Here is a 25,453-nt window from a genome sequence, read left to right as displayed (position 1 = left end):
CTGAGCTACGGCCCTGATAGTGCAAATTCACAAATGCCAACGACAACGTTGACATGGGTGCGGTTCGCCTCGCGGCGTAACCATCCGGGGCTCGGGAAAGCCTAGCAACAGAAACGGCACCTCCGGGTGCCGTTCCCATTTCAAATCTTCCCCTTTTCACGAGGAGGCAGCCGGGGTTGATCGAACCCTGCAGGCAGGCTTGAATCATTGCGATGCATAAAACCGAAAACGTTTACAAAACTCTGTTGCATACTCTGAAGATCCTGACCCGGAACATGCCCGATATGGCCGAGGATTTCGCCTCGCTCCGGATCCGTGTGCAGGATGCTTACGATCTCAGCCGTGTATCTCCCGGCGGGGCGTCGCAGAATGCCTTCAACACCGTCCGGCAGGAAATTCTCGGCTCCCTCGAAGCCTATATCCTCCTGTCGGAGAGCGGCATCATTCCGAAATAAGTCCGTCTGGGCTCAAGCCCCGCCGTCTTCGCCGGAAACGGGCGGCCCGGCTTTAAGAAAGCCGATGGGCGGTCCCTGACTCTCGTCAAAAATTCCCGCCGTCAGAACGCCTCCGAAGACCGCTGCCGTATCGAGATTGGTTCGGAACGGGCGGATGTCCGGAATGGCGGAGAGCAGGGGCGTGTGCCCGTGCACCACATGCTTTCCGAAATCGTGATCGACGTCGAGAAACGGCTCGCGGATCCAGATCCTGTCCTCGTCCGTCTGCTGGTCGAATCTCATGCCGGGCTTGAGCCCGGCATGGACGTAGTAGTGCCGATCATCCTCGTAGAATGTCGGCAACGTGCTCATCCATTCCAGCACATCCACCGGAAGATCATGAGGTCCTGTCGCATGAAAGGATCTAAGCGTCGCGTTGCCGCCGTTCATCAGCCACCAGGAGATCGCAGCCGGATTGACCGCGGCCGTGAGCAGCATGGCTTCGTGATTGCCCATCAGGCTGATGATGCGCTCGGGAGCCTCGCGTTGAAGCGAGCGGATCGTCTCGATGACGGCGGCGCTCTCCGGGCCGCGATCGATATAGTCGCCGAGGAAGATCAGCTTATGGGCTCGGGCGCCTGCATGCTCGTGGATCTTCTCCAGCAATTGCCGGAGGAGATCGTGCCGCCCGTGGATATCGCCAATGGCATAAGTCAGCATGGCGGGCATTTAGAGCATCTTCAGCAAAAGTGGATTCCGATTTTGCGGAAGAAAATGCGTCAAACCGAGGAGCTGGAATGTCCCGGCCCTGTAACGGGAGGGCGACATGCGACGCCGGGGCGGAGGCCCATCATGTCGAAGGGCCCCCGCCAGGTGCAGAGGGCCTACAGACCCTGAACCCGCTGCCTGTTCGATGACACGCGCAGGTCCTCGTAGGGCTCGATCACGCGTTCGCCGTTCAGCACCACGACGGGTGTACCGACGGGGGCGCGGTTGAACAGGTCGATGATATCCTGATTGAACAGGCGGATGCAGCCGCTGGAAACCGACTGGCCGATGGACCATGGCTCCGACGTGCCGTGGATCCGGTACATGGTGTCCCGGCCGTCCTGGTAGAGATAGAGCGCGCGTGCGCCGAGCGGATTGCCGAGGCCGGGAGGCATGCCGCCGGCCCAGCGGCCGTTGCGCTCGGGTTCACGACGGATCATCGCCGCGGTCGGTGTCCAGCGCGGCCAAGAGGCCTTGCGGCCGATCCGGGCGCGGCCGCTCCAGGCCATGCCTTCGGCGCCGACGCCGATGCCATAGCGAATCGCACGCCCGTTTTCCCGCACGAGATAGAGGTAGCGGCTGGCCGTATCGACGACGATGGTGCCGGGCTCTTCAGTGCCGCTATAGGCGACTTCCCGGCGCAGGAATTTCGGATCGACTTCGGAAATATCCGTGGCGGGGAGCGGAAACTGCTCCTCCGGCTGTGATCCATACATGGCGACATAGGTCGGATCGACGGCACGGGTCACTTGCTGCGGCGGCTCCTGAACCGAGACGCAGCCGGCCATGGCCAGCGGCAGCACGACGGCGCTAAGGCATCGGACCCAAAAGTGGCCTGCACTTTTAGGATCATCCGATGCTCTCTCCTTAGCGAAGGCCCATCGTTCGGTGGGGGAAGGTGGATCCACTTTTCCACGCGGTGCGCCAGGGCGAAGCAGATTTTTCAATGCGGCAAGGCTTGGGATCAGGCGGGCAACAAACATCAGCGGGGAGACTCGTCGTTTCTTGGTTTTGGGAAATTTCTCTCGGTCCCGTGGCAGATAGGGCGAAAGCGTTGAATGAAAGGTTCAAAACCCGCGCATGGCCGGAAGGTGGACTGCGCATGGCAGAAATGAGGCGGGACGCTCCTGTGGTCCAAGCGCAACAGTTCGAACCGGGCAATGCTCGAATTGGTGACGGATATGGTCAGTTCCGGGGATTTTTGCCTCATCACAGCTTCGCTCCGGGGCTGCGACCGTCCCGATGCTTCGTCGAGGGCGGAGGGAGCTTCGTTTCAGGCTTCGCGGGATTGTGAAGACTGTCCTTGTCGGCGGCCTCTTCCAGGATCGGACACGGGATCCCTGCCGCCGGGGCAGCGTCTCAAGGTTTCTGCCACGGAGCGAAGCTCCGCGATCTTGCGCGCGATCGCCGATATGTCCGAGCGCGATCTGCTTCACGTCGATGTCGGCACGGCTTCGATTGAGGAAGGAGGGGCTCTGATGACAGGGGTGCGCTTCGCCACAAACGAGCGCCAACGGAAGCGGTCTAATGGGCCTGGATCGTAAACGTGGCGATGATGAGCAGCACCCCGAGACCGAACGACAATCCGGCCCAATCCAGAATGCGTGCCAACGTATCTTCGCCTGGGCGTTTGCTGGAATGATAGGTCATGCGACTAAAGCCGGTCTCTTGGCGTTTTGGGATTTAGTGCTTCGAGTCACATCATTGTTAAGGTAAATTTACGATATGCAAAAGCATGATTTTATAGCATGAATTAAAAATGTTATATTATGTCTTGATTGATCTGTCGATAGAAAGAAAAACTCTCGATTAAATCCTCTTATTTCAATGCCTTCCGTTGGGGAGGTGGTCACGACGTTCTCGCCATATTCGCGGTTGGCCTGGAACCTTGACCTCTTTCCGGTCATTGATCCGACACCTTCGCGCAATAGCCGAGGCAGGATCCTTACTTGTGCGGACCGGAAAGCCGCATGCCCGCAAACCCTTCTTCTGAGACTGACCTTTGAAGCATTTGGACAAGCCAGGGCGGAGCCTCCGCATCCTTACCTACAACGTTCACCGGTGGCTCGGGACGGACAGGCAGATCTCACCCGGGCGGATTGCGGAAGTCATTGCATCCTGCTCGCCGGACATCGTTGCTCTTCAGGAGGTGCGCGTCGGGCGCGTTCACAAGGGGCATCCGGATCAGGCGGAAATCGTCGCGACCCGGCTCGGCATGGACCTGCATTTCCAGCCCACGATCCGAATCCTGGGCGAGCAATATGGCATTGCTGTTCTGACCCGGCATCCTTCCCGGATCGTCAAGGCGGGCCGCCTGCCGAGCCTGTCGCCGGGGCCTGCTTTCGAAAAGCGCAGCGCCCTGTGGGTGTCCGTGGAGGTGGGGGGGCATCCGGTTCAGGTGATCAATGCGCATCTTTCCCTGCGCTCGCGAGAGAGGCGAGCACAGGCTGCGGCCCTTCTCGGCGACGACTGGATCGGCCATCCGGATTGCGCCGACCCCGCCGTGCTGCTCGGAGATTTCAATGCGCCGCCCTATTCGAGGTCCTATCATCTCTTCGCCAGCCGCCTGCGGGATGCGCAATTGTCGAATCCCAGCGGCGATCCGCAGCCGACCTTCCACACCCGCGCTCCCGTGCTGCGGCTCGACCATGTCTTCGTCACGAAATCCGTCGAGATCGTCGCTGCCGCCCCCGTGCGGAACCAGCTCACCCGCGTGGCGTCCGATCACTTTCCTCTCTTGGCCGAGTTGCGGGTCGGCGACCGGGCGCTGGCGGACAAGACCGGGCATGTCCATGTCCCGGAGAGCGAACTGACCTGAAGCTTTGCCGTGCGGTAAGGATGCGAGGCGGTTCCGCAGAGAAGTGAGCATCGCAGCGACATGCACCCCATATTCGCTTGCCCCGATGTCATTTCCTTTAAAGATCAATCGTCGAAACGGAGAAAGCCATGAAGCTCTATTACTCGCCCGGAGCCTGTTCGCTCGCCCCGCATATCGTTGCCGCCGAGGCCGGTCTCGATGTTCAACTGGACAAGGTCAATCTGTCGGCGAAGACGACCGAGGCCGGGCAGAATTTCCTCAATGTCAATCCGAAAGGCTATGTGCCGGCGCTTGTCCTCGATAACGGCGAACTGCTCACGGAGGCTTCCGTGGTGGTTCAGTATCTGGCCGATCGGGCGCCTGCATCCGGCCTGATGCCGGAATGCGGCTCGATGGACCGCTACCGGGTCCAGGAATGGCTCGCCTTCATCGCCACGGAGCTGCACAAGGGGTTCGGTCCGCTCTGGAAGTCTGCTTCCGAGGAGGCCAAACAGGCCGCTATCGACAACCTGCATCGCCGCTTCGGCTTACTCGACAAGAGCCTCGAAGGCCGTTCCTACCTGATGGGAGACCGGTTCACCGTCGCCGACGCTTATGGCTTCACGATCCTGAACTGGACACATTTCCACAAGATCGACCTCTCGTCCTATCCTCATCTGGCTGCCTACATGAAGCGGGTGGCGGATCGCCCGAAAGTGAAGAGGACCCTGCAGGAAGAGGGGCTGGTCAAGGCCGCCTGACGGGCCAAAGGGCAGGGGGCACAGGGCGCGCCATTGCAAAACCCTTGCACTTGGTCGCGTCGACGGCTAGGCAGCCCGTGATACGGCTCCTTTCATCATGCTCCCTGTTTCTGTCTTCATCATCGCCAAGAACGAGTCCGATCGCATCGGCGACACGATCCGTGCGCTGCGCGAGCTTACGGATGATCTGGTCGTCGTCGATTCCGGCTCCACGGACGGAACGCAGGCTGTGGCCGAGGAGCTGGGCGCCCGTGTCATCTTCAACCCTTGGCCAGGCTATGGCCCGCAGAAGCGGTTCGCGGAGGAGCAGTGCCGCTACGACTGGCTTCTCAACCTCGATGCGGACGAGGTCGTGCCGCCGAATCTGGCCGCCGAGATCCGCGCCCTTTTCGCGAAGGGCGAGCCCGCCTGCCAGGCCTACCGGATCCGCATCGCCGAGATTTTTCCGGGCGAGGCCGCGCCCCATCCGCTGGCCTATGCGCTTGCGCCGGTCAGGCTCTATCGCAAGGATTGGGGCCGGTATTCGCCGTCCCTGGTGCATGACCGGGTCGACCTGAAACCGGGAACGAAAGTCGGAAAGCTGAAAGGGACCGTGCATCATTGGTCCGTCCGGTCGCTCGGCGATCAGCTCGCCAAGCTCAACCGCTATTCCGACCAGCAGGCCGTCGATCTGGAAATCCGCGGCGTCTCGATTCCCACGTGGCGGGTGTTCTTCGAGCTGCCCGCCGCCTTCATCAAGGCCTATATCGGTCGCCGCCACGCTCTGCGCGGCACCTATGGCTTCCTGACGGCGATGAATTATGCCGTTTCCCGCCATCTCCGCCTTGCCAAACATTACGAGAAGCGGCGGCTGAGCGCTTTGAAGAAAACCGCGACCAGACGCGACTAGAGCGGAGGACGATTTCACGGAATCGCCCTCCGCTCTAGATTCTTTTTTATGGCGCATCGTATGACCGCAAAACCGGATCCACTTTTACGCACGATGCTCTAGGGCTTGATCCGCAAGCCGGTTCCGGCCTTACGCCCGTTCATGCGCCAAGTCTTGTGACGCCAAGCCTTGTGACGCCAAGCCTTGTGACGCCAAGCCTTGTGACGGAAAGGACGGCGGATTCTCCTTTGCCGCAGCTAGAGGTCATTCCCCGCTCACATCGACCTTGACGAACCATCCGTAATCGCGCCATATGCGCCCCGCCGGTGGGGGCTACCTGGATCAGGTTCCTGCTTCCCGCCGATGGAGACGTGGCCGAGAGGCTGAAGGCACTCGTTTGCTAAATGAGCATACCCCAAAAGGGTATCGAGGGTTCGAATCCCTCCGTCTCCGCCATCTTTCTCTTATAAACGATTGAAATATCAGGCGAATTCGGTGGCTTGGTCGAGGCTTGCCCTCGCTTTGTCCCACATTTCATGATGCATTGTGCTAGCGCATCGTGCGGAAAAGTGGACCCGGTTTTTCGCTGACGTGGACCTTCGGTTCGCATACAACGATGCGCCGCTTAAGGAAATGAGCATCGGACCCAAAAGTGGCGGCCACTTTTGGGTCCGATGCTCTAGGTCCGATCGAGTTCATCCCGGCCAATGATGGATGGCTTGGTCCTCGGCCCTGCCGTCACGCCCTGCGCCTCGGGCGCACCGCTGCGCGGCTCTGGGGCTGGACTGCCTGTCCGGCCCAAGCCTGCGGGTGTCCAACCGGGATGACGGGCTGCAGCCCTTCACGTCTGACAGGGTTCAATCTGACACCGTCTGACGGGTCAAATCCCAACTTTCACATCTTTCAGCTGAGCGCCCGCATTACCGCGCATATCGGACGCCTAACAAGGTAGCATATACCCACGGCGTCTCCCGTCGGGCAACCTATAAACCCCAACGTTACAAGATGCGTCCGGAAAGTCGCCGGTTCAGCCCATTCGGATGACATGAAAGGCCGCTCACCGTTGAGGCTAGTGCCGGCCGGTATCGGGATCTCTCGGACCTGACAACTGCATTCGATAGAAGTACCTCAACCGCGACGTATCCCTCCATCATCCTATGACTAAGCTTATGCCGCGCGGGTGAAGCAGGCGACAACGGGGTTCCCCCTCGTTCGGCGGCGGGGCAGCACCGTCCCACCCGCTCCATTGCTCCAGCCCAAGCGCGTGAGAGTGCCATAATTCTGGTAAGCGCCTTTATGGTACGAGCATCGTGCCCTCGGAGAATGGCACCATAGCGACCTCTTGCCCGTGTCTCATCCTGCAAACCATAATGAGACCGAGATCCTGATGCTCAGCACGATGCCTCGGTTGCGGGCTCGCTAGTCTAATGGCTTGAGCATTCAGCAAATATCTCTCATGGCACTAGGCCGTTCGGTCTAATCGACACTCATTAGAGGATTTGATCGTATCCTGAGGGCCGCCGTTGGAGGGGATCATGGAAAACGACAATGACTTGCTGGAGGTTTCAAAGATCTCACCGGTGCATGATACCTTTTCGGTCGTCTGCGCTTGGGTGGCTATGGTTGCGACCCTCGCTATCTGTGTGTGGGTGGTTGTTGAGTTGCTGCGGTAGCGATTGGCGTCATGCACCTAAAGCATCGGACCTAAAAGTGGCTTCCACTTTTAGGTCCGATGCTTTCTCCCTGATGAGAGCATCGCGTGGCCGCAAAACCGGGGCCACTTTTGCGCACGATGCTCTAGTCGTGGATCTCGCGGTCTAAGAGCCTGGGCATTCTACGAATTGCCAACTCTCGCCCCACTCTCCACTGACTGTCACATTGTCGAAGCATACTGCCAGTATTGGCACCTGCATCATGAGCAGAGCCGACCAAGATCATTCTGACCGCCACCTGAATCCCGAAGATCATACTCCTCATTGCCCGAAATGGTTTCCCATTTTCTTGGCGGGGCTAGGATTAATCGGCGCGATTGGCAGCCAAGTCTTCGGATAATCGGACTACCTCGATAGCCCCAACCGCTGAGCCTTCTAAAAGCCTCCTGGCTGTGCTGATGTGTTCAGAGCAGCGTTTCCATATTCGTCGACCCGGTGAAGCTGCTGCGGAGGGTTGACCCGATGCCAGTGAATTTACCGCCACGCACCACTTCTGAAGAAATCCGCCAAGCCGAGAAAGTAGCTTGGACAGTCACTGTGATTGCTGCCATCGCTATTGCTTCGTTCTGTCTCTGGGGCGCGATACACGTTCTGTTGTAGGCAGCCTCAACAATCCTAGCCTCTCTGCTAACTATGCCCCTGCTGTCACATAAATGAAATATACCCTCCTTGATTGGGCGCATACGTCGACCAGACCGACGAAGACCAATTTATGAGCGTGACCTGGATTTCGAAAATTACTCTTGCTCATGCCCGAGGTGGTTCCCATCCTCTTGGCAGGACTAGCGCATCGTGCGGAAAAGTGGACCCGGTTTTCCGCAAAGACGATGCGCTCACCCAATGAGAGAGCATCGGATGGATCCCCTCGAAATGCCTGAACGTTCATTACGGTGCATTCCCGCGCTTGCCCCCATGACGGGCCTTGTCTGGCCCGAGACCGGAGCGAACCATTCCCCTCGAGGTCTGGGCGGGATGACGCGCCAAATACAGTCTGGGTGAGGGGAGGGGGTAGGTCGTAAGGCGTGGCAAAGCGACAGCCTTGACCTTAGCTCCGGCAGTGAAATCAAGGTGAAGACGCGAGATTTCCGGTAGCGTGGCTGCTCCTGACACGTGTCGCCTAGCAAAGCCATCTTTTCATTGCCGTCGGGTGAGCAGGGCTTTGGGCATACATATCAATTTCTCGACCGAAACCTCTTGGCTGAAGCTGACCATGAGGCGAGTTACTGGAAGACTGATAAGCAACTGACCTATTGACCTGCGATACCCTTGTATGACCGACCTCCACCAGCAGATTGCTGACCTCGAAGCGGAAATTGACGTGCTGTCGGATGCCGCAGAGCGATGCCGCAAGAGCATGATCGTTTCCAAGTGGATAATTGCGGCAGGTGTCCTTCTCTTCACGGCCGCTCTCGTTGGCCTGCTTCGGTCCGATCCCATGGTTCTGATTGCCGGAATTGCCGCTACACTCGCAGGAATCAGCTTCTTCGGTTCGAGCAGGAGCACCTTCCAGGAAATCAGTGGGAAGATCAGAGCCTATGAGGTGCGGCGAGCCGAACTGATCGATGGGATGGACCTTCGGACGGTGTAGCCCAGTCTGGAAGAGATAGCGTCGCAGTGGCACCAGCAATAGGCTGATCGAGGCTTCGACATGGTCAGCGGGTTGAAGGTCCTGGCGGCTCGGGACCGTTAGCTCCTCCGCGTTGCCGAATTCGACATGAACTCATCTGAGCAAGATGTGGGTCGCCGCTACGGGCGACCCACACAACAAACGCTGGGTTAGCTTGCCTTTTTCGCCCGCCTTCCCTTCGCGGGTGCGGTGCCTTCCGCACCCTTTGTCTTCCTGCGCTGCTGGCCGAGGCCCATCGTCCGGGCCAGCTCAGAGCGCGCCTTGGCGTAGTTCGGGGCCACCATCGGGTAATCATGGGGCAGGTCCCACTTGGCCCGGTACTCTTCAGGACTCAAATTGTAGGTCGTGCGCAGATGGCGCTTCAGCGATTTGAACTTCTTGCCATCTTCCAAGCAGATGATGAAATCCGGTGTGATTGACTTCTTCACGGGAACCGCAGGCACCAACGCAGCCTGAGGGGCCTTGGTCTGCCCTTGTACGGCCTGCGTCAGGGCTGCGTAGACGGAACTGAGCAGCATCGGCAGGTCTGTGGTTGGAACCGAGTTGTTGCTGACATAAGCCGAGACGATGTCAGCAGAGAGTTCGATGAAGTTTGGAGAGGTTACGCTCTCACTCATATTTCTTGTCCTCAGCCGCACGGGGATTGGTTTCAAATTCGAAATAGAACAAATGTTGTTCTGACAGGATCAGCAGGATCACTCCGTGAGGCACAATAGATACCTGTGATCTAGACCGCACGTAGGCCTCTGAACCTAATTTTGCAAGATCATTTTCGGTGATGTACTTGAGATGCCCCGATTAAGTATGCTCTTGAGACCAATGGGACGCATAGATCGTATCGCCGAACCTAAACCAGAGGCATGGCGGCTCGTGCCGGGGAGATTCTCCCATCGTTGCCCTGGCAGAGCAGCGAATGCCTCTCCTTCTGTCTTGGTGCGATATGCTGCCGCGCAGCACGCGATCAGATGAAGTAATCCTTTTTGCAGGGGCCGGCATAGGCACGTCGCCGTTTAGATAGTCTTTCCCATCGAAGTTGAGCCTCTACATCGGGTAGGTGATAGGGAGCGCATGTCAGATGCGTAACTTACCGGCTCATTTCGTTGCCCTTGGCTCATGGTTTCGGGAAAGAGACGAGAGGCGCGGATATGCCATCAGCTACAAGCGGCTTGCGCTGGCTTACCTTGCCGAGACCGTCATCATCGTCGCATCCCTCTGCGGAGCGTGGCTTTTCGCCCACATCTACGGCCACAACGATCCCAGCACGATAGGGATGATGATGCTGGCCCCAATTGGCTATGCCGTTATCGAGTTCTGCCGCGTTCCACTGGCGGTCTCCACCCGAACCCACCGATCCTACATCGTCAAGACGTTAGCCGTTGTCGGAGTTATCGCGGCGGCGGGTGTCACAATCAAATCCATGTCTCAGCTTGGCGAGGTCATGTTCCGCCCCAGGCTGGTTGACGTGGTCCGGGCGCATGCTGCCCTGGCCGAGGCGAGAGATGAGCGCGCGAGCCTGGACGCGAAGATGGCTGCCGCGGACAAGATCGTCGCCGAGCAGGAGGACGCCCGGAAAGGAGCAGAGAAGCGAGCCATGGATGCAACCGCTCAATTGAGCAGTCTGCCGCCGCAGAAGTGCTGGGTTGTGTCCGGGCGCGACCGAAGAGGTAATCCGTATCGGACAACCAAGTGCTCAACTGATCCTCGGACTGGAACCATCGGCCAGACATTGAAGGAAGCGAATGCCAACATCGATGAAGTAACGGCCAAACTTGACGCCGCTCGCACTGAGCGCGCCAAATACGACCGAGCAAGCGCTGATCGCAAGGTTATCGCCGCCGAGGTCACTCATAAGGAAGCTGTTCTGAATTCACAGCTTCACTCCTTCACGGCGATGGCGTTCGCCAAGGATCCCACTCAGGTCACGGATGCCGAGATTCACGAATTCCTTCGTATTTTTGTTTTTGTGCCCGCGATTTTTGTGTCTCTGGCCTCCACACTGCTCGCCTTAACGGCCGTTGAGAAGACAAAGCCTAAAGCCGAACCCGTCCTCCTGGCTGATGAGGCGGGCCAGTATATCCTCGGGCCATACGCTACCGAAATTATCCGGGAGGCCACGGATGCGGCTACCCAGGCCGCCCATGAGGCTGTCGAGAAGGCGCGGCACCCTCCACTGAAGGCCGTTGTCTAGCGGAGTGAAAGCATGCACATCGAGCCCACCACCAATCACAGCGCGCTCGCCGCAGCGGTCAATTCCCGGATCAATGCCGATGCTCGTATTCTCAATGCCAAAGCGGCCATGTGGCGTCTTTTCGGGCTCGGCGTCCTGGGCGCTCTCCTTGGTGCAGGCGTCGGAGCAGCTTTCTACGGGTACTCCTACATTCATGACGTGACCAACACTGCCGAAAGGATGGCGGGCGCGATCGGCAAGGCGCTCGAAAGAACCTCAATTTCCGGTGAGGTGAAGTTGGCCCAGGATCAATCTGTGAAACTTGATCCGCAAGCCGAAGTTACGCTCAAGGACGGCAGCAAGGTCGGGGTCGATGGCTCGGTCGCGTTGAAGGATGGGGCCGTGGTCCGGCTTGATCCGAACGCGAAAGTCGGCGTGACCGGTACCGTCGTCCTCAATGGTGATATCCCACGCCCGACCGAAAACCAGTTTCGCGGCTCCAGTCCCACTCCACGGCCGGCAAACGTCGTGCGGAATTACACGATCTTTACCCTCGTGCCGTTCGGGACGGGTAACGTCGTGACGGGCTGGATGTTCGAGACCAGCGAGCAGGCCGTACCAACGAAGCAATACTGCTACTTCGGTGTGCCCGTTGAAGATGCCGTGCAGGTTCGCGTTGAACTCGCAATCGATGGGGTTGCCATCCCGATGAAGAAGCCGAACGGTCTCGACGTGAATACCGCGATGGCACAATGCTCCTGGTATGACGGCAGCATGACGCGCCGCACGGCGGCCGAAATGCCACAGGCTCAGTCGCCTAACCTCCGTCGTACCCCAGGCATTCCGGTCGATAACTGGTGCAGGAAGGTCTATCCGGAGGCGATCCAGAGCTGGTGCATCCATGAATTCGGCCTGAATGGCACATTCGGTAAAGGTATGGGTAAGGCTTACTGAACGATTGCTCCAAGGTCGGAAGTTTCCACGCCCACGCGTGTGTACGTCTTTGGTTCGCCTATCGCCAGTTCCAGATCAGTCTATGCCACGAGAGTGCACAGCATCCAGCGTTTGTCTCGACAAGTCCGTGGGTGCTAACTGACGTTCCTGGTCTCTCGGGAGTGGTTCTAGGAAGCCGGGCGAAAATCCCGGCTTCCCCTTCGATCACGCCCGCACATCCCCTCGGTAAAGCAACCATCCTCGTGCGATCAGGACGACGATGGCCATGATCGAGGAGAAAGTCGCAAGTGGCCACGCGGTGTCACCTTGCAACCAGATCACTGCCAGCGTTCCGCCAATGCTCACAATGAGGCTCTGCACGCAGAAATGCAGCGCCACCGCCGACCCCGCGATGTTCCCGAACTTTTCCAGGGCACCGTTCGCGGTCACCGACACGGTGAAGACAATGCCGATCGCCATCACCCACATGGGGCGATGAACGTCCAAAGGGATGGGGCCCCGAAAACCTGCCCTATGCTCAGGAGCACTGCGCCCAGGAGCAGCATCGCCATGCCTCTCAGGAGACTGCCGGAGTTGCCCCATCGTGCAACGAACCGCCTGGCGAAACGTGTCGTGATGATCATCACGATCGCTGCCGTCGCAAAGGCGAAACTGAATTCCAGCTCCGAGTATCCAGCCCTGTCGACGAGGACGCGGGGGGCGGTCGAGAAGAACACGAAGAACGTTCCCATGGCGGCGCTGAACCCGAGCGTGTAGGTCCAGAACGCGAGGCTGCGGAGGATGGGCAGGAACGAGCGGCGTGACATGGCTGCTGCCGTCGGCCGGGTTTCGTGCCAATGCGGCAAGGCACGCACGACCGCGAGAACGGCAACGGCGCCCAGCGTGACGAAGACGGAGCGCCATCCGAACCTGTCCGCAAGCAGCGCCCCGGCTATCGGTCCAAGGGCAGGCACGAAGGCCAGCATGGAGCTGAACAGGCTGTAGATGACAGCGCTTTCCGGGCGGTCGGCATACACATCGCGGACCGTCGCGAAGGTGGCCACCATAGCGGCGGAGGCCCCGACCGCTTGCAAGAAGCGAAGCGCAACAAAAGGAGTGGCGGCCGAGGATAGAGCAAGACCGAACGATGCTGCCGCGAACAGGATCGCGCCGCTGATCAGAACGGGCCGCCGCCCGATGCGGTCGGAGATCGGCCCAAAGATGATCTGGCCGAACCCGAGCATCACCATATAGAGGCTCAGCGTGAGCTGAACCACGGCGGGGCTTGTGCCGAGAATGCCGGGCATGGCCGGAACGACGGGGAGATAGATATCCATCGCCAGGGAGGCGAGAATATCAAAGGGTGCCATCAGCAGGAGCGCTGTCGGCAGTGAATGGGCCCACACGGGGGGCTTTGGAGACATGATGAGGCATCCGCTCAAATGAGGAACATTTGGCGGCGATCTGCCTGTCAGCATGGGCTGGGATGGGTTCGACAGACGCCGCAACAACAAGGAAAGCGTTGTTGCGGCTTACTTATCCGACGACGTTTCGGCTCCCATGCCACGGCTCCAAGATCATAAGGGGTTGGAAGAGGACTTGTTGGTTATCATGTCGTTCTGGAGCAGACAATCCTCTCGGGATGTTCGAGCCTGGTCCTCCGAGGCAATCGAAAGTCTGCTGAGCAAAGAGATAAAGCTTCGGCATTCGGTAGCAAGAACCACCAGACCAGAAGCGTCCCTGTTGCCTGATCAGGTGACTTGCGCTGGCAGATGCCCATTTCGGCGCGCCTCATTGAGCGCAAGCCACCGAGGCTCTGTCCGGAACCATGCATCCACCCCTTGGTGCAGTGAAGCCTTTCCTCCCGCCAAGGGTTCGCTTCAATCCCATTCCACTCCCTCCGACGTAATCGACGCCATGCCGTGCCCCGGCCAAGGTGGTCATGCCGGAACTGACCCGGCCAGCCACCAGGAGACTTCCCATGATCGACGCCGCAACCATCGCCAACCGCTACATCGATCTCTGGAACGAGACCAATCCGCAACGCCGCACGACCCTGATGGCCGACCTCTGGAGCGAGACCGGCACCTACCTCGATCCTCTCATGCAGGGGCAGGGTCACGGCCAGATCGATGCCTTGATCGCAGGCGTGCACGGGCAGTTCCCCGGTTTCCGTTTTGCCCTCCTGGGACAGCCCGACGGCTACGGCAACCAGGTACGCTTCTCCTGGCAGCTCGGCCCGGAGGGCAGTGACGGCCCCATCAAGGGCACCGACTTCGCCACGCTCGAGAACGGCCGCCTCGCCAGTGTGATCGGCTTTCTCGACCAGGTGCCGGCCGCGGCCTGAGCCTTCTGCGCGGACGCTCCTGACCTGTGAGGCACGGAGCTTACCCTTTTTTCAGTCAGTCCGACATGTTGTGCCTGAACGTTTCGCCATGGTGCCCGTTGAGGTTCAGAGGAGGACGAGTCATGAAGGGAACACCGCGCAGCCTCTGGCTGAGCATGGCGAACCGGGCCACCGGATGGTGGGCGAGCGCTGCCACGGCCGCGATCCGCCGTCAGCAACATGCAATGCTTTCCGAATCCATGAAGCTGATGACTGGCAAGAAGCCGAAGCAGACTTCGCGTCGCTCATCGCGGAAGAGCACGTCATAAGCGAGGGCAGGGAGGAGGGCGACATGGCCGACACAACCGTCATCAAGGTGAGCAGTGCACACTCTCCAACCGGCGAGAATGGACAGGTGTATCTCGCCTCAGGCAAGCGCATGGCGATGCGGCTCTGGCGTGATGAGGAGTCCGGCCAAGACAAACCCACATCGAAGCACGAATACGAGGTGGTCGGGTTTGTGATCTCCGGACGCGCCGAACTGGAGGTCGAAGGGCAGACGGTGCGGTTGGAGCCCGGAGATTCCTGGGTGGTCCCGGCAGGGAGTGAACACACCTATCGCATCCTGGAGACCTTCACGGCAGTCGAAGCGACTGCGCCCCCCGCCCAGGTGCATGGGCGCGAGTCATCTTAAGGTTGCTCATGCTGGAAGAGCCTACATGTGCTCCCGAGAACCACTCATGCAAGCCATCGTGACTATCCTGAAAGCTGCCACTGCGTCTCCTGAATAATGTGGCAGGGGCCCTCACATCCTTTTGACGGAACGACAGAATTCACTATTCGCCATGGCCGCAAGCTCAGGCAGGCTCCGTCTCGATGCCCGCCTCAGCTAAGTCCTTGAAGCCACCGATGTTAAACACTGCCGTGTAGCCCATGTCCTGAAGAGTCTTTCCCGCCAAGGCCGAACGACCCCCCGAGGCGCAATGCAGGAGGATGGTCTTATCCTTCTGGAACACCGGATTGTGGTACTGGCTCTCCGGGTCGGCCCGAAACTCCAGCATGCCCCGAGAGACGTTCACCGCCCCTTTGATCTTCCCGGTTTGCTGAACCTCTGTCGGATCACGGACATCGACGATGAGTACATCGTCAGATCGCATCTTCTCGGCGGCTTCGGCGGGAGACAGTTTGGGAGCAGCGGAGTTCGCTTCGATCAGCATGTCCTTGACGTTCTTAGCCATTGCTCTTTCCGACTGGTGCACTGCCACGGGCTGCGAAGAAGGCTCCGCTAATCAGGATGCCCTGTCAAGAAGACCAATGGGGTGAGGGTGGTTTCACAGGCACGGACGGTCGCGGGCGGGTAAACGCAGCGACACAAGTTGCTATCCCGGTTCCCCAGTCAGGCGGCTCATTGTTGATCTAATCGTTTGTAGGAATTGTCGCCAACCTGCTGAGTAAAAATATGGCTGATTGAACTAACCACATAAAATACCCTTGCCAGAACGCGGTTGAGAACATACGTGCGAGGACGATCCTGGAAATCTATTGTACCGCACGGGCTCATCCAGTCGATCACTCAGGAGCAAGAATTGCTCGATGTTAATTTCAAACTTACTCTCCGTGCGGTCGAGGGCAAAAACTATGAGTGAGAGCGTCACCTCTCCGAATTTCGTTGAACTCGCAGCCGACATCGTCTCGGCCTATGTCAGCAACAACTCGGTCCCGAGCGCGGACCTGCCAATGCTGCTCAGTTCCATTTACGCGGCGCTGACCAAGTCGGCACAGGGCCAGAGCCCGGAGCCTCAAGCTGAATTGGTTCCTGCCGTCTCGGTGAAGAAGTCGGTCACACCGGATTTCATCATCTGCTTGGAAGATGGCAAGAAGTTCAAATCGCTGAAGCGCCATCTGCGCACGACCTACGCCATGACTCCCGAGCAGTATCGGGCCAAGTGGGACCTGCCGCGCGATTACCCGATGGTGGCCCCGAACTACGCCAAGGCGCGCTCTGAGCTGGCCCGGACGATGGGCCTCGGCCAGCAGCGCAAGAAGGGGGCGACGAAAGCGGCGGCTCGATCCACCGAGGGGGCCGCTCCGGTTAAGGGCCGCCGCGCCAAGAAGGCCACCTGATCAGGCCAGCCTAGTGTCGAGCACACCTTCCGACTCCGGGACGAGGACGCGCCTCCTTTCCTGGAGAGCCGAAGCGACATTGCGGAACGAGGTCGCCCCGCTTCCATGAGGCGGCTTCGCGGTGGGCTCAGATCAGGAAATCCGCCTCCGTCAGTTTCAAGCCCTTGGCAAGCCTTGCAAAAAGAATAGCCTTAGCGGAGCCGGTCCCATCCTCGTCGTAGTACAATTTGCCAGAACGAGAATCGTAGATGATTCTGTCTTCGGAATCGGCTGCCTTCTGGCCTATGCAGAAGGCCTCCTTGCCCAAGACCTCGCGGCCAGTAATTTCTTTAAACACGGATCTGCTGAGACGGAAGGAATCGTCCTTCACGCGGAAATCCAGAATTTTGTCGATATTGTTTTTGCCGAGTCCACTGTCGAAGACAAACGTATCGCGACCGCGGCCTCCCTTCAGTGTATCGGAGCCACCAAGGCCATCGATAATGTTAGCTCCATTATTGCCTTCGATAAGGTTGGCGAAGCTGTTGCCTTTCAGATTTAAAGCCCCCTTGCTTCTTGGGTCCACAGGACGCAAGACCTCGATAGCGGCTGCAAGGGTAAGGTTGTAGGATACGGAAGCGAAGACGATGTCGAAACCCTCACCGTACGCATCAAACAAAATATCATTCATATTGTCGACATAGTAGACATCATTGCCTGGGCCACCGAGTAGGACATCCGGTCCAGTGCCGCCGTCCAGTAAATCGTCTCCGCTCCCCCCTTCGAGATAATCGGCTCCAAGGCCACCGGTCAGGATATCGTTGCCATCTCCTCCGAAGAGATTGTCGGCCTGCGCGCCACCGTCAATGGTGTCGTCGCCTGTGCCCCCTTCAAGGATATCGACTCCCTCATCGCCCGCGATCAGGTCGTTTCCTGATTCACCATCGATGTGGTCCGCGCCACTGCCGCCCGCGATCAGGTCGTTCCCTGATCCGCCATCGATATGATCCGCCCCATCGCCCCCCGATAGCGTATCGTTATCTCCCCTGCCACTGATGCGATCGCTTCCCGCGCCTGCGCTGATGATATCCGCAAGCTCCCCGCCGGCGAGCACATCGTTGCCCGAGCCGGAGCGAAACTCCATCTTTTCGAACCCGCTCAGACGCGTGCCATCGAGCATCGTCGTCGTGTCCTTGGCCATAAGGTCGAACATGAGAGCGAGCACCTGATCGGAGCGGTCGATGATCAGATGGTCGATGCCGGCGCCGCCGCTCAGAACCTCAATTGCACCGTCTGTCGGGCCCTGGCCAAGTTTGCTGATCACGAGATCGTCGCCGTCTCCAGCAGAGATGTAATCCGCACCTTCTCCTCCATCCAGCGTATCATTGCCACCTTCAGACAGAATGACCTGATTGCCAGCCCCGCCGATAGCCACGTCGTCACTCGCGAGGAGATACCTCAACAAGGCGCCCGGGCTGCCTCCAAGACGCAGGAACTCAGCTTGCGGCAAGGTCAAAAGCGGCGCCAGTTCCGTGATCGTCACGAGTGCGATGCCATTTCGAATGAGAGAAAAGCCGGTAAGCGTGCCGCCACTGGGCGCTCCTGAAGCGGAGTAGGTAAAGCCATTCCCTTCAATTCGGAGAATTGTGAAGCGTGGGTCGCCAATCTCGAATACCGTAGAGGTTGCCGTAGCAACCACATCGATGGCATTCGGGATGTTCAAGAGCGCATCGTTTGGATCGACTTCTAGGTTGAATGTTATCGTCGCCATGGCCGACCTTCTGATGGTAGTGTGAGTCAAGCTGGGGATCTGATTATCGTCGTTGCAGCACGACGGCGGTCCAATCTGTCGTTACGTGAATTAGACAGCGCGGAGTCTTTCGTCACCAGTTCCTCATCTTCGCGATTCCGGTCATGCCGGCCTTGATTTCCTCGGTCACGCGATAAAGATCGATGCGATTGGCGATCACCGTTGGCCTGATGATGACCAGGAGCTCGGTCTTTCGCTGATCGTGGACGGCGTTGCTGGTGAAGGCAGCACCAAGAATCGGGATGTCCTTCAAGATCGGCAGACCATCCTTGCCCGTCTGCCGGTTCGACGAGATGAGCCCACCCAGGACGACCTCGGCGCCACTCTGGATAGCGACAGAGCTGTTGATCTTGCGTTGCCGGATCGTCGGAGAGTTGATAGCGGAGGTCGTTGTGGGAACGACGTCGCTGACCTCCTGAGAGATGTCGAGCATCACGAGCCCGCTCGCATTCACACGGGGGGTGACCGTCAGAATGATGCCCGTGTCCTTCAGTTCTATATCGTTGACGATCGGTGCTTCCGGATTCGTAACGCTGCGGGCGGAGCGTGTCGCGATCGGCACTTGGTCTCCTACCTTGAGGGTCGCGGTCTCGTTGTCGAGAACCGTAAGGGCAGGTGACGAGATGACTTCGAGATTGGTAACCTTCTCGAGTGCGTTTACCACAAGACGGCCCTGCGGCACGTTGAATACGTAGTTGAAGCCCGCGAGGGGGGAGGAAAGATTCGACGTCCCGTCATTCATCGATACGCTGTGCAGACCCTGCTGGAAATACCAGCGGACTCCATAGCGCAGTGCATCATTCAGTCCGACCTCAGCGATCGTCGCCTCGATCAAGACTTGCGTCGGAAGAACATCAAGCCGGCGTATTGCCGATTCTATGAGAGAATAGGTTTCAGGACGCGCCATCACAACGAGAGAGTTGGTGGAGGTATCAGCGCGCACTTGGATGTTCTGAATGGCATTGCCTCCCTCTGGAGCTGTAGAGCCGGGAGACACGTTGAGAGCAGTCATTTCTATTTTTGCCGCTGCACCGGCACCGAGCGAAGCGCCCGCCGTATTGGCAGAGGGGGCGGCTGCATCCGTGTTGGGGGAACCATCGCCATGCCCGAGAAGTATCCCATTAAGGATCTTGGCCAGATCGGCAGCGCGGCGATTCTGAATCGGAAAAACTCTGACCTGCCGGCTGTCGCTACCGGATTGGTCGAGATTCTGAATCCAAGTCTTGGCACGGTTGAGTGAGGCCGAGGCTCTCGTCATCAGCAGAACCGCGTTCATTCTCTGGATCGGAAGCGCCCGGAAAGCACCATCGCTTCCTGACCCGAACATCTGGACGACCTCTGCCGCGACGGCTCCGGCGTTAGCATCCTTCAGCGGCACGAGTGCGAAGGACATGCCCAGCATCCGATCGACATCGAGTGTCCCCAGGAGCTGGGCAAGCGGGTCGAGGTCCGCCGGTGAACCAGAGAGGATGACATATCGCCCTTCGGCATTCGCCACGATCTCCGTTCCCGCCGCCGCCAAAGGCTGCAATGCCGCACGCGCTTGCTCGGCATTCAGGAACCGGACTGGGATGATGCGGATATTCTCCCCAGTCGATCCTCTGTCTGCGCCGCCGCTGCGACCGGCGATACGAAATATGCCGTCGGCTCTCGTCAATCCTGCTCCATGGAGCTGCAGGACATTGCGCACCAAGGAGAGGGCCGCCTGGCGCGTAACCGCGTCGGTCGTGCGAACTGTCACGCGCCCGGTGAGTGAGGGGTCGACAACGACATTCTCCTTCAGGACATCGTCGAAAACCAGGCGCACGAAATCCTGAATATCGGCATTGACGAAATTCAGGGTCACTTTCGACCCGTTATCCATGATCTGGACCGGCTCTCCGGCCCGCCCGTCATTGGCAGCGGCTTCTCGGCCGAGATCTGTATAGCCGGTACGCTGGTCGGCTTCCCTCGTGGTGATCGGGCCGTCGTTGCCTCGCTCCGGTCGTCCCGAGGTCAAGTGCGGCGCCAGCGATCCCAGCACGCTGTAGCGGGAAGTGCCTCTTTCGGAAGAGGGAGACTCCGATATGCATCCGGACAAGGCAATCGCCCCCGCGATGGCTGCGATGCGGATTGCGCCCTTCATAATGCACCTCGAGACGGTCCAACTTGCTGCCCTAAGGCCGGGACCTTCTCGGCGGCGATGGGCGCTCAACTTCAGCCACAGGTAGATCCGGGTGCGCCACCCGGTCTTACACGTTTGTTGTGGATAAATGTGATAACGTATCAAATATTATACCGAGAGTTGCTGATCTGGTGCCATTTAGGAACTGTAACCTATAAAATTGGACTAGAACGTGCGCCCGCTTCCCGTACCAAGCCGTCTTCTCCGTTCGGCCTTGACCGTTCTAGTTGCAATCTCCATCGGCCTTGAGCCGACGGCGTCGGCCTTCGCACAGGCGGTGCCGTCCTCGGCCTCGGAGCGCTCCGATACAGCGAGGGATGCAGGTGGCCTGAGCGGTATGGGTACGTCCGCCGGTGCTGAAGCTCCTTCGCAGGTTCCGGCATCCGCCGACTTGCCGGATGTGAAAAGCGGTCAGGGCGATGTGGACGCGCCGTCGGGTCCTGCTGTGCAGGCCGGCACCGAGGCTCCAACGGACAACTCACGCTCCCTCGCGAAACCGGAAGTCGGGCCGGCCGATGCGGCGCCCTCCCGCAGCGCTGCTCCTTCTCCCGCTCCAGCCGGAGCCAAGAAGGGGGCGGCCCTCGCGACGAGTGAGACGGGCACGCCTGAGCCCGCGAAGGGAGAGGTGGACGATAAGGCCGCGCTCCTTCCCGATGCTCCCTACAACGGCAGCTACACCTATTCCATTCCCATCGAAGTGCCCGGCTTCCGGGGCCTCGAGCCCAAGCTGCGCCTCACCTACGATTCGGGCCGCGGGTTGAGGGGCGGCGGCCTTCTGGCCGGTTTCCTGGGGACGGGCTGGTCGCTCGACGGCATCTCCAGCATCGTTCGCATTTCCAATGGGCGCGGCACGCCGCGCTTCGACAGCTCCGACATCTTCATGCTGGACGGGGAGGAACTCGTCCCCTGTCCAACCGGCTCTGCGGCGCCGAGTTGCACGAGCGGCGGCAACTACGTCTCCAAGGTCGAAAGCTACCGGCGCTTTTCCTATTCGGCCGCAGCACGGCAATGGAAGGTCACTGCGCGGGATGGAACGGTCTATACCTACCAAGCCGCCGGTACGGTGAATTCCGGCCTTTCGGGGGATCCCAAACTTGCGGATCTTTACAACTTCCTTCTGACTTCCGCGACGGACCGGCACGGCAACGTCGTCAAATATAGCTATGCCTGCGCGTCCGGCGCCGTCTGCTATCCATCGATCATCTCCTATAACGGAACGGACATCATCTTCTACCGCGAGGCGTTGCCGGCCTCCGTCACGATGACGATCGCCAACGGCGGCGGAGATCTCGGGCGCGTCACATACCGTATCAAGAGCATTCTCGTTCGCACCGGCGGGGCCGTTCGGGCCTACAAGCTCAAATACGACACGTCGTCGGTGACCGGCTCCTCTCTGCTCGCGAGCGTGCAGGAATACGGCAAGGACGTGGAACTCGACGCCACCAAGACGGTGATTGGAGACACGTATCTGCCGGCCACGACGTTCACCTATTCCTTCGGCGCGATCGGATTCGATGCCTCCCCAGAGCTGAACATCGGATCAACTTATTCTCGCATGGTTCTCGACCTGAACGGCGATCAGCGCAGCGATATCCTCGGCTATGACTGCACCTCTACTGCCACACAATGCAGGTTCATCCATTCGACGAATCCCAAGGGCGGGGCGACGGCTTATTTCAGCACGCCGCTTAACGACATCGCCCATAACCATACCCTCACGGGAGACCGCTGGCTGACCGGCGACTTCATCGGCAGGGGGACCGGGCAGCAACTGATGCGGATCATCTCGTGGTCCGACGAGCACTGCACTTCCGAAGGAGATTGCCACAGAGACGAAGGGACGAAAGCCGTCCTTTATTCGCTAAGCACCGATGGCAAATTCATAGTATCTCGGGACTGGTTCTCTCTGACGAACGGCGCGGTCGCCAACAAGGCGATTGCGGGCGATTTCGACGGTGACGGGAAAACCGAGATCTTCTTCGACGGCAGCCTCGTGACGATGCTCGGGAACGGCTACATCTTCGGCCGGCTTCCCGAGTGCGGCACACTACCCAACTATCAGATCCAGACGGGTGACTTCAACGGCGACGGCAAGACCGATCTCATCTGTCACAATGCGGATGCGCCCGGCACGGTCATGGCCGTTCTCATCTGGAACAATTCCACGAAGGAATTCGAGAAGCTGCCGGATGAGGTGCAGGTCAATCCTGCAATAGAAGCCGTGACGGAGATCATGGTCGGGGACATGAACGGCGACGGGAAGAGCGACGTCGTGCTCATGAGCTGGCCGGGACATTACGCCCGTATCCTCCTGTCCAATGGCAGCAAGCTGATCAACGGCCCGAAGATCGACGTTCCGTATTACTACGGCAGCGCCCTTGTGGGCGATCTCGATGGGGATGGCCGCTCCGATATCTTCTTCCCTCCACGCTTCGGTTTCAGCGATAAGGGACAGGTCCTTCGCCTCAAGGGCTCGGCATTCGTGCTAGGAAACCTGCCGGATGTTGCGATCTCGAGTGCGGTCGCCCGGGCGGGCGACTTCGACGGCGACGGCAAGACGGACATCCTCACGGACAAGATCTGGACCTCCGCCGGGGCTCCGCAGGATCTGCTCACGAGCGTCAGGAATGTCTGGGGCGGCCTCACCAGCATCACTTACGAATCCTCCGGCGAATTCGCCATAGCCTCGCCCACGACGCGCATGCCGTTCGTCCTGCAGCAGGTCAAAACGATCAAGCAGGACGACGGGCGCGGCAATGTCACCACGAACACGTTCTCCTATTCCGGCGGCTTCTATGACTACAGGCATCGCCGATTCTTGGGCTTCAAGGCGGTCACGATGAAGCTGCCCTGCACCTCGGGCGAGGTGCAATGCCCGGTGCGCGAGTATCAGTTCCGGCAGGATATCGCCTCTGCGGGCAAGATCCAGAAGCTCACCGTCAAGTCCGGTAGCAGTCTTTTGCGCCAGGTCGTCGAGGAATGGTCCGTCAACACATCGACCGTTCCCTATTCGGCACGTAACGTTTCCACCACGACCACCGACACGCTCGATACGACCTCACGCACGAAGAAGGTCGAGCGCGCTTTCGATGCTTACGGCAACCTGACCACCCTCAAGGAGCACGGCCGGCTGGATCTACCCGGCGACGAGCGCACCACGCGCTGGAGCTTCTATCCGAACACGAGCGCCTACATCGTCAACCGGCCCGGCAGCGAGCGCGTCTATGCCGGCGTGGCCGAGCCGTCGAGCCTCGACAACGAGATCGCCCGCACCCTGTTCTATTACGACGGCCAGACCGGCAGCTACAGCCTGCCCCCGTCACGGGGCGACGTCACCTGGACCCGCCGCTGGCTGAAGGAAGAGGGAACCTATGCCAACCGCGCGGCGACCTATGACAGTTACGGAAACCGGGTCAAAGTCACGGACGAGATCGGCCGGGAGACGATCACCGCCTACGATTCCACCCATCGCCTCTTTCCCGTCACGGTGACGACAGGCGGCATCACGATGCAGCGCACGGACTGGGATACCCGCTGCGGCAAGCCGGTGAAAACGATCGACCTGACCGGCCAGGGCACGATCTTCGGCCTGGATATGCTCTGCCGCCCGATCTCGGTGGTCAAACCCGGCGGTGAGACGACGAGCTGGACCTATCACGATCTCGGCGCTCCCGGGGCGCAGCGTATCGACACGCTCACGCCGCTCGACAGCGGCAGCGTCGTCACGAAAGCCTATCGCGACGGCTTCGGCCGCGTCTGGCGGACCCGGCGCAGCGCGCCGGGCGCGGACATCGTGGTCGATCTCGACTACAACCCGCGCGGCCTGCTGGAGAGCCGCACCGCGCCCTATTACGACGGCGCGCCGCACTACCTGACCCGCTTCGCCTATGACGGCCTCGACCGGCCGGTGAAGCTGACGCGGCCGGACGGCACCACGGTGACGAGCGCCTACAAGCCGAGCGGCCCCGGCTTCGATCTGGTCGAGACCCAGGACGAACTCGGCCGGCTGTCGCGCAGCCATCGCGACGCCTATGGCCGCCCGGTGCAGACCGACCGGCCCTATACCGGCGGCACCACCTTCCTGACCACCACGATGACCTACGACCGGCTCGGGCGCATGACCGGGGTCAAGGATCCCGGCGGCAGCCTCTGGACCTACACCTACGACAGCCTCGGCCGGCGCACCCGGGAGGACGATCCCGACCGCGGCACTTGGCTCTATGCCTACAACCTGGCCGGCGAGCTGGAGAAGCGGACCGACGGGCGTGGGGAGACGACCACCTTCGCCTATGACAGCCTCGGCCGTCCGACCACCAGGACGGTGCGGAAAGAGATCACCACCTACGCTTACGGCGCGCCGGGCAGCGGCGCCGATGGCGGCCGGCTGGTGGCGCTGGCGAACGCGGCCGCCACGCTGCGCTACGCCTATGACGGCAACGGGCGGCGGATCACGGAGACCTACGAGCTCAAGCGGCCTGACGGCGGCGTGGCCGAGACGCATGTGCTGCGCACCGCCTACGAGCCGGGCGGGCGGGTGAGCGGGCGGGTCTGGGCGCTCGCCGGCGGCCCGGCCGACCGGCTCGAGGGCTGGACCTACGACGCCGCCGGGCGGCTGCTGTCGATCCCGGGCCGGATCGTGTCTATCGCTTACGACGCCTCCGACCGGCCGCTGGCGACGCGCTTTGCCGACGGCAGCGCGACGGTGCGGACCTACGATCCCAAGCGCGGCTTCCTGACCGGCCTGACGATGCCGGGGCTCGACTTGACCTATGCCCGCGATGCGGCCGGGCGCATCCTGGTGATCCGCAGCCCGGCCGCCCCGGGCGAGGCCGCCGCCTTCAGCTACAACGCCGCCGACTGGCTCGTGAGCGCGACGCTGGGTTCCGAGCGGCAGGACTTTCGCTACGACATCGCCGGCAACCTGGTGGCGCAGACCGGGCCGGGCGCCTTCGGCGCGGCCTTTCCCTCGGCCGGCTCGGCGCA

The 25,453-nt window shown here is 60.1% G+C and carries 19 protein-coding genes, 1 tRNA gene and 1 pseudogene; 12 read left to right on the top strand and 9 right to left on the bottom strand.

What is annotated here, in order from left to right:
- Positions 1-212: 212 nt before the first annotated feature.
- Entirely contained in the window at positions 213-455 is a 243-nt protein-coding gene (locus tag AB4Y97_RS20190) for a hypothetical protein (protein ID WP_442000835.1), read from the top strand.
- Positions 456-467: 12 nt separating this feature from the next.
- On the opposite strand, the gene AB4Y97_RS20185 is transcribed toward AB4Y97_RS20190, so the two are convergent.
- The 3 genes from AB4Y97_RS20185 to AB4Y97_RS20175 all read right to left on the bottom strand — a co-directional run bounded on the left by AB4Y97_RS20185 (position 468) and on the right by AB4Y97_RS20175 (position 2,852).
- Positions 468-1,163, bottom strand: coding sequence for a metallophosphoesterase family protein (locus tag AB4Y97_RS20185; RefSeq protein WP_442000834.1), 696 nt, complete (start codon positions 1,161-1,163; stop codon positions 468-470).
- 155 nt (positions 1,164-1,318) lie between these two features.
- Positions 1,319-1,990 carry a L,D-transpeptidase gene (locus AB4Y97_RS20180; RefSeq protein ID WP_442000836.1) on the bottom strand — a complete coding sequence of 224 codons (672 nt, stop codon included), beginning with the start codon at positions 1,988-1,990 and terminating at the stop codon, positions 1,319-1,321.
- Positions 1,991-2,726: 736 nt separating this feature from the next.
- Positions 2,727-2,852 (bottom strand): hypothetical protein, encoded by a 126-nt coding sequence (locus tag AB4Y97_RS20175; protein WP_442000833.1) that lies wholly within the window; start codon positions 2,850-2,852, stop codon positions 2,727-2,729.
- Positions 2,853-3,204: 352 nt separating this feature from the next.
- Here AB4Y97_RS20175 and AB4Y97_RS20170 point away from each other — a divergent pair, with 352 nt between their 5' ends.
- The 5 genes from AB4Y97_RS20170 to AB4Y97_RS20150 all read left to right on the top strand — a co-directional run bounded on the left by AB4Y97_RS20170 (position 3,205) and on the right by AB4Y97_RS20150 (position 8,928).
- Positions 3,205-4,020 carry an endonuclease/exonuclease/phosphatase family protein gene (locus tag AB4Y97_RS20170; RefSeq protein WP_442000832.1) on the top strand — a complete coding sequence of 272 codons (816 nt, stop codon included), beginning with the start codon at positions 3,205-3,207 and terminating at the stop codon, positions 4,018-4,020.
- Between the two features lie 128 nt (positions 4,021-4,148).
- Entirely contained in the window at positions 4,149-4,760 is a 612-nt protein-coding gene (gstA, locus tag AB4Y97_RS20165; RefSeq protein WP_442000831.1) for a glutathione transferase GstA, read from the top strand.
- Positions 4,761-4,857: 97 nt separating this feature from the next.
- Positions 4,858-5,649, top strand: coding sequence for a glycosyltransferase family 2 protein (locus AB4Y97_RS20160; protein ID WP_442000830.1), 792 nt, complete (start codon positions 4,858-4,860; stop codon positions 5,647-5,649).
- Positions 5,650-5,993: 344 nt separating this feature from the next.
- Positions 5,994-6,084, top strand: a tRNA-Ser gene (locus AB4Y97_RS20155).
- Positions 6,085-8,610: 2,526 nt separating this feature from the next.
- A complete protein-coding gene (locus AB4Y97_RS20150; protein WP_442000829.1) occupies positions 8,611-8,928 on the top strand; it encodes a hypothetical protein in 318 nt (105 codons plus the stop codon).
- Positions 8,929-9,116: 188 nt separating this feature from the next.
- Here AB4Y97_RS20150 and AB4Y97_RS20145 read toward each other — a convergent pair whose 3' ends face one another.
- Positions 9,117-9,584: a MucR family transcriptional regulator gene (locus AB4Y97_RS20145; RefSeq protein ID WP_442000828.1), complete on the bottom strand. Its 468-nt coding sequence runs from the start codon at positions 9,582-9,584 to the stop codon at positions 9,117-9,119.
- A 458-nt stretch (positions 9,585-10,042) separates the two neighbouring features.
- On the opposite strand from AB4Y97_RS20145, the gene AB4Y97_RS20140 reads away from it, so the two are divergent.
- Together AB4Y97_RS20140 and AB4Y97_RS20135 are read left to right on the top strand one after the other, a co-directional pair.
- Positions 10,043-11,155 carry an ATPase gene (locus AB4Y97_RS20140; protein WP_442000827.1) on the top strand — a complete coding sequence of 371 codons (1,113 nt, stop codon included), beginning with the start codon at positions 10,043-10,045 and terminating at the stop codon, positions 11,153-11,155.
- Positions 11,156-11,167: 12 nt separating this feature from the next.
- On the top strand, positions 11,168-12,088 hold the full coding sequence (locus tag AB4Y97_RS20135; protein WP_442000826.1) for a hypothetical protein: 921 nt from the start codon (positions 11,168-11,170) through the stop codon (positions 12,086-12,088).
- 204 nt (positions 12,089-12,292) lie between these two features.
- On the opposite strand, the pseudogene cml reads toward AB4Y97_RS20135, so the two are convergent.
- Positions 12,293-13,491 (bottom strand): annotated as a pseudogene (cml, locus tag AB4Y97_RS20130) (CmlA/FloR family chloramphenicol efflux MFS transporter).
- A 557-nt stretch (positions 13,492-14,048) separates the two neighbouring features.
- Here cml and AB4Y97_RS20125 point away from each other — a divergent pair.
- Positions 14,049-14,414, top strand: a complete 366-nt coding sequence (locus AB4Y97_RS20125) for a nuclear transport factor 2 family protein (protein WP_442000825.1) — start codon at positions 14,049-14,051, stop codon at positions 14,412-14,414.
- A 55-nt stretch (positions 14,415-14,469) separates the two neighbouring features.
- On the opposite strand, the gene AB4Y97_RS20120 is transcribed toward AB4Y97_RS20125, so the two are convergent.
- Positions 14,470-14,610 (bottom strand): hypothetical protein, encoded by a 141-nt coding sequence (locus AB4Y97_RS20120; protein ID WP_442000824.1) that lies wholly within the window; start codon positions 14,608-14,610, stop codon positions 14,470-14,472.
- A 135-nt stretch (positions 14,611-14,745) separates the two neighbouring features.
- Between AB4Y97_RS20120 and AB4Y97_RS20115 the strand changes: the two genes are divergently transcribed.
- The gene (locus AB4Y97_RS20115; protein ID WP_442000823.1) at positions 14,746-15,087 is read left to right on the top strand and encodes a cupin domain-containing protein; all 342 of its coding nucleotides are present in this window, start codon (positions 14,746-14,748) and stop codon (positions 15,085-15,087) included.
- Positions 15,088-15,250: 163 nt separating this feature from the next.
- Here AB4Y97_RS20115 and AB4Y97_RS20110 read toward each other — a convergent pair whose 3' ends face one another.
- Complete coding sequence (locus AB4Y97_RS20110; protein ID WP_442000822.1) at positions 15,251-15,631, bottom strand: rhodanese-like domain-containing protein; 381 nt, start codon at positions 15,629-15,631, stop codon at positions 15,251-15,253.
- Between the two features lie 400 nt (positions 15,632-16,031).
- Between AB4Y97_RS20110 and AB4Y97_RS20105 the strand changes: the two genes are divergently transcribed.
- Positions 16,032-16,517: a MucR family transcriptional regulator gene (locus tag AB4Y97_RS20105; protein WP_442000821.1), complete on the top strand. Its 486-nt coding sequence runs from the start codon at positions 16,032-16,034 to the stop codon at positions 16,515-16,517.
- Positions 16,518-16,644: 127 nt separating this feature from the next.
- Here AB4Y97_RS20105 and AB4Y97_RS20100 read toward each other — a convergent pair whose 3' ends face one another.
- A complete protein-coding gene (locus AB4Y97_RS20100; RefSeq protein ID WP_442000820.1) occupies positions 16,645-18,267 on the bottom strand; it encodes a calcium-binding protein in 1,623 nt (540 codons plus the stop codon).
- 112 nt (positions 18,268-18,379) lie between these two features.
- Positions 18,380-20,431 carry a type II secretion system secretin GspD gene (gene gspD / locus AB4Y97_RS20095; RefSeq protein ID WP_442000819.1) on the bottom strand — a complete coding sequence of 684 codons (2,052 nt, stop codon included), beginning with the start codon at positions 20,429-20,431 and terminating at the stop codon, positions 18,380-18,382.
- A 211-nt stretch (positions 20,432-20,642) separates the two neighbouring features.
- Here gspD and AB4Y97_RS20090 point away from each other — a divergent pair.
- The coding region (locus AB4Y97_RS20090; RefSeq protein ID WP_442000818.1) for an FG-GAP-like repeat-containing protein at positions 20,643-25,453 on the top strand (4,811 nt) is incomplete at its 3' end.

It is taken from the genome of Microvirga sp. 2TAF3 (assembly GCF_052114965.1).
Lineage (GTDB): Bacteria > Pseudomonadota > Alphaproteobacteria > Rhizobiales > Beijerinckiaceae > Microvirga.
Note: the sequence above shows the minus strand (reverse complement) of the source record. Positions and strands in the feature narration are given on the sequence as shown.

Coding starts and splice junctions, on each gene's coding strand:
- AB4Y97_RS20190 (WP_442000835.1), top strand. CDS start 213: ATGCATAAAACCGAAAACGTTTACAAAACTCTGTTGCATACTCTGAAG.
- AB4Y97_RS20135 (WP_442000826.1), top strand. CDS start 11,168: ATGCACATCGAGCCCACCACCAATCACAGCGCGCTCGCCGCAGCGGTC.
- AB4Y97_RS20160 (WP_442000830.1), top strand. CDS start 4,858: ATGCTCCCTGTTTCTGTCTTCATCATCGCCAAGAACGAGTCCGATCGC.
- AB4Y97_RS20100 (WP_442000820.1), bottom strand. CDS start 18,267: ATGGCGACGATAACATTCAACCTAGAAGTCGATCCAAACGATGCGCTC.
- AB4Y97_RS20150 (WP_442000829.1), top strand. CDS start 8,611: ATGACCGACCTCCACCAGCAGATTGCTGACCTCGAAGCGGAAATTGAC.
- AB4Y97_RS20110 (WP_442000822.1), bottom strand. CDS start 15,631: ATGGCTAAGAACGTCAAGGACATGCTGATCGAAGCGAACTCCGCTGCT.
- AB4Y97_RS20115 (WP_442000823.1), top strand. CDS start 14,746: ATGGCCGACACAACCGTCATCAAGGTGAGCAGTGCACACTCTCCAACC.
- AB4Y97_RS20145 (WP_442000828.1), bottom strand. CDS start 9,584: ATGAGTGAGAGCGTAACCTCTCCAAACTTCATCGAACTCTCTGCTGAC.
- gstA (WP_442000831.1), top strand. CDS start 4,149: ATGAAGCTCTATTACTCGCCCGGAGCCTGTTCGCTCGCCCCGCATATC.
- AB4Y97_RS20175 (WP_442000833.1), bottom strand. CDS start 2,852: ATGACCTATCATTCCAGCAAACGCCCAGGCGAAGATACGTTGGCACGC.
- gspD (WP_442000819.1), bottom strand. CDS start 20,431: ATGAAGGGCGCAATCCGCATCGCAGCCATCGCGGGGGCGATTGCCTTG.
- AB4Y97_RS20140 (WP_442000827.1), top strand. CDS start 10,043: ATGCGTAACTTACCGGCTCATTTCGTTGCCCTTGGCTCATGGTTTCGG.
- AB4Y97_RS20105 (WP_442000821.1), top strand. CDS start 16,032: ATGAGTGAGAGCGTCACCTCTCCGAATTTCGTTGAACTCGCAGCCGAC.
- AB4Y97_RS20125 (WP_442000825.1), top strand. CDS start 14,049: ATGATCGACGCCGCAACCATCGCCAACCGCTACATCGATCTCTGGAAC.
- AB4Y97_RS20185 (WP_442000834.1), bottom strand. CDS start 1,163: ATGCCCGCCATGCTGACTTATGCCATTGGCGATATCCACGGGCGGCAC.
- AB4Y97_RS20180 (WP_442000836.1), bottom strand. CDS start 1,990: ATGGCCGGCTGCGTCTCGGTTCAGGAGCCGCCGCAGCAAGTGACCCGT.